The 9806-nt window shown below is 43.6% G+C and carries 9 protein-coding genes and 1 pseudogene; 2 read left to right on the top strand and 8 right to left on the bottom strand.

Annotation, left to right across the window (positions count from 1 at the left end; genetic code table 11):
- Both H6F41_RS18020 and H6F41_RS18015 read left to right on the top strand, forming a co-directional pair.
- Window positions 1-446 (top strand): IS630 family transposase (locus H6F41_RS18020; RefSeq protein ID WP_190401965.1); only part of this gene is annotated, 446 nt, incomplete at its 5' end.
- 7 nt (window positions 447-453) lie between these two features.
- Complete coding sequence (locus tag H6F41_RS18015; protein ID WP_190404844.1) at window positions 454-1026, top strand: transposase; 573 nt, start codon at window positions 454-456, stop codon at window positions 1024-1026.
- 173 nt (window positions 1027-1199) lie between these two features.
- Here the strand turns inward: H6F41_RS18015 and H6F41_RS18010 are convergent, their stop codons facing one another.
- The 8 genes and pseudogenes from H6F41_RS18010 to H6F41_RS17980 form a co-directional block, all read right to left on the bottom strand.
- Window positions 1200-1859: a Uma2 family endonuclease gene (locus H6F41_RS18010; RefSeq protein ID WP_190404843.1), complete on the bottom strand. Its 660-nt coding sequence runs from the start codon at window positions 1857-1859 to the stop codon at window positions 1200-1202.
- Between the two features lie 65 nt (window positions 1860-1924).
- Window positions 1925-2137 carry a hypothetical protein gene (locus H6F41_RS19445; protein WP_408962552.1) on the bottom strand — a complete coding sequence of 71 codons (213 nt, stop codon included), beginning with the start codon at window positions 2135-2137 and terminating at the stop codon, window positions 1925-1927.
- Between the two features lie 568 nt (window positions 2138-2705).
- Window positions 2706-4283 (bottom strand): hypothetical protein, encoded by a 1578-nt coding sequence (locus H6F41_RS18005; RefSeq protein ID WP_190404842.1) that lies wholly within the window; start codon window positions 4281-4283, stop codon window positions 2706-2708.
- Between the two features lie 32 nt (window positions 4284-4315).
- A pseudogene (locus H6F41_RS19440) lies at window positions 4316-6052 on the bottom strand (RAMP superfamily protein).
- Window positions 6053-6070: 18 nt separating this feature from the next.
- Window positions 6071-6469: a hypothetical protein gene (locus H6F41_RS17995; protein WP_190404841.1), complete on the bottom strand. Its 399-nt coding sequence runs from the start codon at window positions 6467-6469 to the stop codon at window positions 6071-6073.
- The gene (locus H6F41_RS17990) at window positions 6469-7299 is read right to left on the bottom strand and encodes an RAMP superfamily CRISPR-associated protein (RefSeq protein WP_190404840.1); all 831 of its coding nucleotides are present in this window, start codon (window positions 7297-7299) and stop codon (window positions 6469-6471) included. Before H6F41_RS17990 ends, H6F41_RS17995 begins: the two co-directional genes overlap by 1 nt.
- A gap of 128 nt (window positions 7300-7427) precedes the next feature.
- Entirely contained in the window at window positions 7428-8384 is a 957-nt protein-coding gene (locus H6F41_RS17985) for a type III-B CRISPR module-associated protein Cmr3 (protein WP_242023109.1), read from the bottom strand.
- Complete coding sequence (locus H6F41_RS17980) at window positions 8369-9682, bottom strand: Cas10/Cmr2 second palm domain-containing protein (RefSeq protein WP_190404839.1); 1314 nt, start codon at window positions 9680-9682, stop codon at window positions 8369-8371. Before H6F41_RS17980 ends, H6F41_RS17985 begins: the two co-directional genes overlap by 16 nt.
- Window positions 9683-9806: the final 124 nt, after the last annotated feature.

Genomic DNA, 9806 nt, shown 5'->3' with positions numbered 1-9806 from the left:
TTCCCTATGCTTGGCAAGAGAAAGGGACGGGTTTAAGCTTACCCAGTCAACGCAGTAAGAGGTTAAATGTCGTGGGTTTGATGAATCGAAACAATGACTTATCTGCTTATGTTTTTGAACGCAGTATCACCAGTGCAGTCATTCTCGCTTGTATCGATGACTTTGCTCGTCAATCTACCAAGCCAACAGTGATTGTTATGGATAAAGCCTCTATTCATACCAGTCAACTGATTCAAGAGAAATTAGAGCAGTGGAAGAACCAGCAAGTTGAGATTTTCCAGTTACCCCCTTATAGTCCCCAGTTGAACTTGATTGAAATTTTGTGGCGTTTCATGAAGTATGAGTGGATTGAACTCAATGCATATGAATCTTGGGAAAGTTTAGTCTCTTATGTTGAAAAAGTTCTTCGAGACTTTGGTTCAACTTATGTAATTAATTTTGCTTAGCTACTTAATGACTTTTGTAGGTAGTTTAAATACTGCAAGCTTCTTAATTTTTATTGAAAAAATATTATTGCCTCAATTATGGGTTGGAGCAATTGTTGCTATGGACAATTTGCCCGTACATTACGCAGAAATTGCGAAAACCTTAATTGAATTTGTTGGGGCTAAGGTCAAGTTTTTACCTCCTTATTCTCCAGACTTATCACCGATTGAGTTATGTTGGTCTTTTCAAGGAGCCTTAAACACTGCTAGTTTTTTGGTTTTCATTGAGCAAGTATTACTACCTGCATTGTGGGTTGGGGCAATTGTGGTGATGGACAATTTACCTGTTCACTATGCTAAGGCGGCGAGAGCATTAATTGAATCAGTTGGTGCGAAAGTTAAATTCTTACCTCCCTACTCTCCTGATTTATCACCGATTGAGTTGTGTTGGTCTAAATTAAAGGAAATTCTGCGTTCTGCTAAGGCGCGTACTTATGCGGCTTTGGATGACGCTCTCTCGGTGGCTATCGATTTAATCACTGCTGATAATGCTCTCAATTGTTTCCATCACTGCGGTATCGTTTTTCAGCGCCTCAGGTAAGTTATTTGTGGTGCTCTTGATCTCAATTTGCTGTAACTCATCAGTTAAAAGGCGATCGCTTTCATAAGTTTCTGGAGAGCGATCAAGAGAAAACACCGTTAAGGTTTCCAATTGATCGCGTCCCCAAGCAATTAGGAGAAATAAATTAAGAGCAATCAGAGAAAAACATCACTTTAACCTAACTGTTCCATAAACCAAGAACCAATTTGGGAATTATCTATTTCACGGCTACGTTGCAAGGCTTCCTCTATTAAACTCAATCGCAATCCACCTAATACTGAGGATTCTGTAATCCTTTCGCTTCCTAAACCCTGCAAAATGCGGAATGCAGTGATTTTCATGTTCTGGACATCGATTACCCAATATTCACCGACGCGCACTTCTTCGTATAGCAAGCGCTTTGCGCCGAGGTCATAGCCCAAGGAGGTATCGGCAATCTCAATCACGATATCAGGGGGTAAACTCTCGTCAAGATCGACGATCGCGCTACTTTGAGGTGCATTCTGAGTGCGATCGCCTACATAATAAGAAATATCTGGCTGACATTCCCTTATTCCCACTTTGCGATAACTACAGTTTGTATAGCCCTTGAGAGGAATTTTACACATCATGCAGTAAAGGTTTACTAAAAAACCAATCAAATCATTATCAAAAGCATGATCTGCACCAACACCCATTTCGCTGTAGTAACTTCCTTGGTAGTAGTAAAATTTCGACTTATCGTTGTTTTTTGCTTGAGATATTTCCAAAAAGTCTTCCCAAGTTGCTGTTTTCCATCCATTCAGAATGATGCTCTGGTTTAAAGTCTTTTCTTTCTCAACTATTGCAACCATAATTACTTGTCTCTCAAAATTAAGAAGTAAGATCTAAATTTGTAATTGCTGATCATTATGATATCTCATTCGCCTGTTCGAGTGAGTAAGCAATCAACAAAAAAGCAGCCTGTTTGACGGACTGCTTTTTTATTAGGCGATCGCAGAGAATCGAAACATCGCAAATTGTGCATCATGGCAACTAAAGTTTCCAATCGATCGCGTCCCCTAGTGAGTAGGAAACCAAAACCGATAAATTGGATAGCAGTCCGTGCAGAGTAGTTTCCAATCGATCGCATCCCCTAGCGAGTAGGAGATACTAAAAAAATTACGATCTGCTTGATGGCATGTTGTTTCCAATCGATCGCGTCCCCTAGCAAGTAGGAGACTGAACTTCCTGCCCCGTTTGTAATCAAATACTTTGAGTTTCCAATTGATCGCGTCCCCTAGCGTGTAGGGGAATCATTACGACACTCGTCAAGCAGTTGGCGGTGTAGGGTTTCCAATCGATCGCGTCCCCTAGCGTGTAGGAGATGCCCGCACAATGGAAGTGCCTCTGCGTAACACACTGCTGTTTCCAATCGATCGCGTCCCCTAGCGTGTAGGAGACAATTAGAAATGCAAAAGAATTACCGTCAGTATTTCACGTTCCCAATCGATCGCGTCCCCTAGCGTGTAGGAGATTGACACAGTCAAGACCAGTCCTGAAGAGCTTGATCGGTTTCCAATCGATCTCGTCCCCTAACGAGTAGGAGACGGTTGCCGCGCTCGGTTTGTATCTAAGAAAGTAGTGTTTTCAATAGATCGCGTCCCCTAGCGAGTAGGAGACTAATTTTGATACTGCCAAAACTGACAATAACTCATCAGCTAATAAGCAGCGATCGCCTTAATCACCTCCTCCAAATCCTTATGCACCTGTGACATCAAACTAGCAGATTTTAAGGAGGCAAAAGACTGACCAGCAACTAAATTTAAACAATCAAGTAAAACCTTTGCCCATTCCTCTTGATTACCTTTACCCCAAGCCTCATAAACCTCTTGAGGAGTCATTCCCCTTAACCGATGAAATAACTCGTTGCGTTCATCCGCTAACTGTTCCCAAACAATCGAAATTGGATGATCCGTTAACCGTGAACTCGGTTCAAATGTAGATTCAAATAGCGTGTATAGAACTCGCCCATACAAGCCAAGCTTATTACGTCTTAAATCATCCTTCTGATTTGGATATTTAAATCTAGAATTAATCGTATGTTTTGCAATTGGCGAACCTTCTTTATCACCACGATAACGCCTAGAATCATACTCTCGAATTTTGTTACCTCTTACATCAAGCGCAGGATTACCATTACGATCCAGTTTAATGAAACTGTAGTGAATATTAGAAGCATGAGTCGCGATCGCCCATTCACAAATCAAACCCTCAATCGCCCTCACACTATGAAAAAGCGCCTCAGTCGGATCGCCATTTTTCATCCTCACCACAGCCAAATAAGCCATCTCATAACCCTTCCACCACCATTCCCTAACTCGGCTAGGTGTCACCAAACTCATCCTGTTAGCAAACTCATCAAACTTAGCCGCATTCCACAACTTAGCCACTTCCAGCAAATGATCCAACCTCACCTTCAGCACCGAATCCTCTAAACCCAGACTGTCCACAACACTAGCCACCCCAGCATAATCATCCCTTGCCAGCAAATTCTCTAACTTCTTAAATTGCAAGGTCTCAAAATAGGACGAACCCTTTAAAAACTTTGTCTTATCTGGCGCTAACTCACTGCTAACCAGAAACTCCACCTTTTTACCAAAGCGAATCAAACAAGTTAACTGCACCGCCGAAGAAATCGCAGGAGTCCCCGCCTGATGACTCACAATCACGCGATCACTCTTAGAAATCCACTTATTTTCCTCCCATCTCGCCAACTCCGCCTTTACTAGCGTCAATGTCGCATCCCAGTCATCTAACCCATCCGCCCCCTGTTGCGGCTTCAAAACTGAAAATTCAATTTTTTCATTGGCAAACTTTTCGCCAAACATTTGCGTAAAATAATGTCTCAAAATCGGCTGAAGCGTATATTTATCCTGCCAATAAGGACAAGCAGCATCACCGCGACTGCAAGCATCAAAAATCGCCTCCTGATCGGTCAGCAAAACAATAATGCGATCGGGCTTATTCCTTTTCTCAGTCTTAAATTCTTGACAAAAGCCATCCAATAAAGAAAAAGTCAAACGCTCCCAATATGTCTCAATTGCATCACCATAAGCAATTCCCATTACCCTTGCTGGCAAAGTCAACAAATCACTATTACTCTCTTCTGATGGTGAAAAATAATTCTCACAGGGATATAACTGCTCCATTTTTTTAATCCGCAAGGCTCCCCAGCCAGTATCATCTGTCAGCTTGACATCACTATTACCCGTCGTCACAATCCAAACTACAGACATCTTTCTTAAGCTCCAATTAATTGTATAAGGCTTTACTCATCTACTTCCCAAGGCTTTCCCCATAGCTGTTTAAACTGACCATCATCTGTAAGAAAATCAAGAAAATTCAAACAATCTTCAGAACCATCTGGAAAGATCGTTAATAGCTCAAGATAACTAGCAGTTGGTTTGGGAATCTTTTTTGCTGAATCATTAGGATCTGGCTCCAACTTCATCAAAGGATACATCCGATGCCACAAACGCCCAATCTGTCCCACTCTTCCAGTTACAGAAGATTTGTAAATGGATAGTTCAGAAATTTGGGCTTTATTGTCCCTCTTTTGATAAGCCCCATGTAACCATTGAATTGCTTCAGAACTTTCTCTATTACTTGCAATTTTGCCCCAAACCATTACCTTGTCAGGATGCCAAGCCTCTCGCTAACCAGTAGCATAACTTGCAGTCAACTTAACACCTTGTAATTGTAACCAAGCTTTAGCTGCATCCTGCAATTTATCTAGAAAACCTGCTACATATTTTGGGCTATAAACCTTAACATCACGCCCATAACGCCCCTTCTTCCACTGCCAATGACAACCAATTAGCGGCTTCCTGTAGTTATTCTCTTCGTAATATTCCTCATAAAACAACCGATGATCGGCTCTACGTCATGACTTCCCGAACCCACCAAAGATCATCGCAAACTGATTCAGATGCAAAATTAGATTTTTTAAAGCCGTCTTATGTTCTTCTGCAACCTCTTGTGACAATAGCCAACCGAGTTCGCCTTTTACCTTATAGCTAGGCACTTCCCATTGACCATTACCAAATAATTTCTCGTCAAGGCTAGTTGTGACAAAGTTCATCATCAACAAGCCCCATACACCATGCCCTGAAACACCGCCAAAAATTTTCTCAACTTCTCGCTTTGCTGTCTCCGCATCCGTCAAACCACCAAAAATCCGCAACGCATGACCACGAATCGCCGCTCGAAAAATATTGGGACGAAACTCGCCAGATTCATCTAAGCGCTTTGATGCCATCCCCTGCCCTTTCAAAAGATGCGGCGGATACAACAACTCACCCTTTAATTGATCGCGATGACCATAACCTGCGGAAACCCGACAACCAATCCCACGACCCATCGCCGCTTCCCAAATCTGCCAGATCTCATCCCACTCAGACTCATCAAGCTCCTCCGAAGCCGAAATTCCAAACTGAATTGTGGGTTGATAGAGCGAAATCTGGATAAATGCACTGCTTTTGGCAGTACTGCTCATAACTTGGCGTTCTTGCTGTGGGTGAACCAAATCAACCAACCCATCACACCAACTATCGTCTGTAGGATAACCACCATGAAAACGCAAAATCCCTGGGGAGAAGTCTCCTTTAGAAATCTCCTGTCCACAATATTTTCCAAGGCGATCGCTAAATAACCGATTGCAAGCCTGACGAAAAGCTCCCTTCATACTCGAACCTGGGTAAAAGGAATAGCCAGACGCACCAATAACAGGACGAATCACGCCATCATCCTGACCTGAATTCGTCACAAATCGCCAACTAATCGTATATTCTTGCTTTTTGACTGGCTCATCAAATATCGGCGCGACAGGATAAGTTTCACTTGTCCACTCTTCACACCAGATCTCAGCATCTTGAGGTTCTCTAGGTTTATTTTTTTTCGGATCTGCTTTGCGCTCTGTATCAAGGCGCTGCAATTGACAGCGCCCATTCGTTTGCGCCTGAAACATCATCGGCACTTTTTTGTAAGCATCGGGAATATTTGACATCTTTTTAGTCCCTAAAAACTATTTTTTCTTATAGCGCTGAGTCCACCAAACCAGACAGTCACAAAGTTGCGTCAGCACAGCGATCGCCACCCGTTGATCTTGGATGTCTATTTCCCACAGTTTTTCAGCCATAGCTCGGACAGCCTTAGCATCTTCTGCCTTTACAGTATCGTTAGGAATTTTCACTCCTGCTTTTACCATCACCGCCACAAGCTGATTCCATGTCTCGTTCCAATACTTAGCTTTTTTCGGTTCTTTATCTTGCAAGCGCAAATGCTCACCCCAGAAACTTTCCAAGTCATAAGCCACAGCGACACGCATCTTAAAGGCTTGCCCCAAAGAATCTTTATCGCGTTCTTTCGCATCTAGAACCAATCTTTGAGCAATGCGATCCAAATCATAGGTTTTCCAAGCCATTACTGATACTCTCCTGCAAGTGTGACATTACAACGACCAAAGCCAACCGACTCCAAACCACCAAAATACATATCCTGTGAAGCGCTATCGCCAAAAGGTTTCCAGCCTACTTCCTTCAAAGCGATCGGAAATATTAAAACGCTTCCCTCTGGCAAAGCCTCCACATTAAAAAAGGCTCCTCCATCCACCTTTTTCATGTCGTCCATCATTTTGATGCGACTCTGGCGATACAAAGCCATGTCATGCAACATCGCAATATCGTTATCACCAACCACCACCAAACTCTCAACCGCCAGATCTGCACCAGTAGGAATCCATTTCTGCATTGCTTCGGCTTCGATTTGCTGCTCGATTTCCATAAATCCAAGATTGAAAAATAGGATTTGTTTAGCAGTACCGCGATCGCTAATTTGACGACCCCGCAGAGTTTTCGCCGCCGTGTAAGGTTTTGGGATAGCGTCTGTAGATCCCGTAATCAGTTTGTAGCGCTTGAGCAATCTTGGGCAGCTAATCCAAACTACAGGCTGTCCTGGACAAAATACAGGCAACCAAACCAGCGAAGCATATTCAAATTTGACGATCGCTTCCGTAGTCCCGCCATCAGGTCTACCCTCCACAGATTCATGTCCATACCATGTATTCTCTGAACCTTTATCCGCCTCGCGCATATCCGCCCGAAAGCGTCCGCGAATCGAACTCCCAGCAATAATCCCTATCTGCGTAAATTGATCGCGAAAAATCAAATTGAGATTACTAGACTCCTCACCTGCGGCAGCGCCAACATGCAAAGGGGCAAGGGTTTCAATAATTCCATAGGCTTTTTTGTACATTAATCCTCTCCTTTTTGTCTAATTTTTTGGTCAACTTTAAGCTCAACTTTAGACTCGATTTTGATTTCTACAGGTAAGCACAACCCACAACCAAACTGCCGCAACGGTAGCCCCTCACCCGACGCAAATCACTCAGGCGGAAAATCCCACCAAGTAAGATCGAGGGGATGTTTGACCACATAAACCGTTCCCGCAGGCACGGCATAGCGACCAATGCTCAGCTTACTTGCTCGTTTGTTTTGCGCCTCACCCTTACCCACACGATAACGCCAAGGCTCAGGGCGATCGGTCAGCATCTCAGGACGTTTGTTGCTAAAGCGCACATCGTTAGGATAGCGAGTCGAGAGATTGTTACTTCCCCACACCGCAAGCGTAATCAGCGCAAAACTCCGCCCGATTTTTTGCTTCAGTAACTTGCAGATCGAACTATGATCCGTAATTGCCTGACTGGTGATTTCCACAATGTGACTCTCACCACCAAAGCGATACCAACCATCAGGCAATTTATGCGTCGAGAGATAAACCAAACAGCTATCTTCACGCATCTGCACAGCATTCTCTAAAAACAATCCATCGCGATCGCGCACATGTTTCTCATTATCCTTGAGATAGGGATGCAAAATCGGCATGAATTCCCAAGGAGTTTTGCCAACATCATTCAACTTGCCTTTTTCAGGACGCTTTAGCTGTGGGGTTTGCTTGTGCCAAGAGTTGATACTCTGCCATTGATATTCAGGATCGAGATCGGGATGTTGACGCTCCCATTTGTTATTGATTAGCGCCCACTCATCAAAATCCTTGTTCTTCTCGCCCACAATGCGCGATCGCGGGATTGGCACAAAGAAGTTTTCAGGATGATCTGACTCCGCCCAGAATGCTCCAGCTACAGCCAGATTAGTTTTCAGCTCTTGATGATCGGTAAACTTCTGCTCCTGATTCGTCGCCAAAATCAACCCCGAAAGCGTCCCTGCATCAGGTGGAAATTTTGCGCCAGAGCGTCCAACAAGGTTTTCAGGAGAAAGAAATGCGCCAGCACTGCCATAGAGCAACCCCAACGGACGTATCACAATTAGGAATTTGAACATAACTGCCACCCCACTTTAATCATGCCATCAATCCATTCGATCATCGATTTAGGATCTTCAGACCCTGTAATTTGTCCGCGTTGTTGAGAGAGAATTTCTTGATTCCCTTCACCAAAATACAACCCAAATAAATTAAGCGCGATCGCATCATTAGCTGTTTCCGCAGTCGCAGGTGGAATCGCATGACGAGCTTTAAGTTGCGCTAGATCCGTATACACATGGCTCCAATTCGCATCTTTGCCAGTATTGTCATTGCGATCGCGATAAGCCTTTAACCATTGCAAATATTTCCAAGGCGTAGTCCACTGCACAAACTGCCCATTGTTAAACAGAACCCGAATTGTCACGCGATCGCGCCCCAAACTCTTAGCCAATTTCTCAGCCTCGCGGCAATGCTGCAACACATCACGCTGCGGTACACTATGCCCCGCCCACACAAAACCAACACTGAGCGTAATTCCAAGGTTTCCTAGTTCCCAACTATCACGTAAATCCAGCAACCATTCAATCACTTCACGACTATCTAATTTAGGAGTCTGTTTGTCCCCATACATCACACCGAGAAAATCATCTCCTCCTGCATAAACTAAACGCCCTTTTTTATCGAAATCTGTTTGAAATTGTTTACCCCAAGCCCTCAAAGACTGGCTAAACTGAGTAACGCTAGCCTTATCTGTAAGCCTCTTGAGATGTTCACCGACCTTATCGCCATCACCCATAAACCAGCCTGTCCAATAGGTCGCACCCGATTTATCATCTTTGCGAAGCACTTCTCGAAAAGTCGGCGCATAAAGATCGCGATGGATTTTTTTAGAGATCGCTCCATAAGTAACCAATCTTTTGATTAATTCAGGAATACTCAATCGCTCATTTTCATTGATATAAGCGCGATCATTCTTATTACCAGAAGGATCGAGAACTTCCGCAAGCCTCTTGTAAAAACTTTTAATTTCTGCTTCATTCGTTCCTAAATTATCCATATTTGGATGCGCGATCGCATCATGCCCCGACAAACTCGAACTTTCACCATTCCAATTCGGCACAGTCCAAGCCCGCCGCAACTTCCGAGTTTCCAGATCGCGCATCGCTAACTCAATACTTAGCCCACTACCCCAAAATACCTCCCAAGCATGAACTTGCCATCTTGTCCAAGAGTTAAACCAACCCTCATCATCAATTTGCAAATTATCTCTCAGCCAACCACGACAAGCAGTCACAATTTCTTTCCAGCCTTCTGTTAAAGCTTTCTGAGCATCGTTATGCGAGAAATCTCCCAATATCAAAATTCGATTAGGCATACCCTGCACAATATCGACATTATTAGACCTGTTGGGAAACAAAAGCAATGTTTAGAGGGGATTTTGCTCTTTCCATCTGTTTTTAAGAAGCGTCCAAATAGAAATTCCATAAGCCAGCCGCATT

This window comes from Pseudanabaena mucicola FACHB-723, from assembly GCF_014696385.1.
Lineage (GTDB): Bacteria > Cyanobacteriota > Cyanobacteriia > Pseudanabaenales > Pseudanabaenaceae > Pseudanabaena.
The sequence above is the reverse complement of the archived record's forward strand: the minus strand, read 5'-3'. Positions and strand labels throughout refer to the sequence as shown.

What these genes read in the sequence shown, in the direction of transcription:
- H6F41_RS19445 (WP_408962552.1), bottom strand. Translation starts at nt 2,137, where the DNA reads ATGCGATCGATTGGAAACTACTCTGCACGGACTGCTATCCAATTTATC.
- H6F41_RS17995 (WP_190404841.1), bottom strand. Translation starts at nt 6,469, where the DNA reads ATGGCTTGGAAAACCTATGATTTGGATCGCATTGCTCAAAGATTGGTT.
- H6F41_RS18010 (WP_190404843.1), bottom strand. Translation starts at nt 1,859, where the DNA reads ATGGTTGCAATAGTTGAGAAAGAAAAGACTTTAAACCAGAGCATCATT.
- H6F41_RS17990 (WP_190404840.1), bottom strand. Translation starts at nt 7,299, where the DNA reads ATGTACAAAAAAGCCTATGGAATTATTGAAACCCTTGCCCCTTTGCAT.
- H6F41_RS18015 (WP_190404844.1), top strand. Translation starts at nt 454, where the DNA reads ATGACTTTTGTAGGTAGTTTAAATACTGCAAGCTTCTTAATTTTTATT.
- H6F41_RS17980 (WP_190404839.1), bottom strand. Translation starts at nt 9,682, where the DNA reads ATGCCTAATCGAATTTTGATATTGGGAGATTTCTCGCATAACGATGCT.
- H6F41_RS17985 (WP_242023109.1), bottom strand. Translation starts at nt 8,384, where the DNA reads ATGTTCAAATTCCTAATTGTGATACGTCCGTTGGGGTTGCTCTATGGC.
- H6F41_RS18005 (WP_190404842.1), bottom strand. Translation starts at nt 4,283, where the DNA reads ATGTCTGTAGTTTGGATTGTGACGACGGGTAATAGTGATGTCAAGCTG.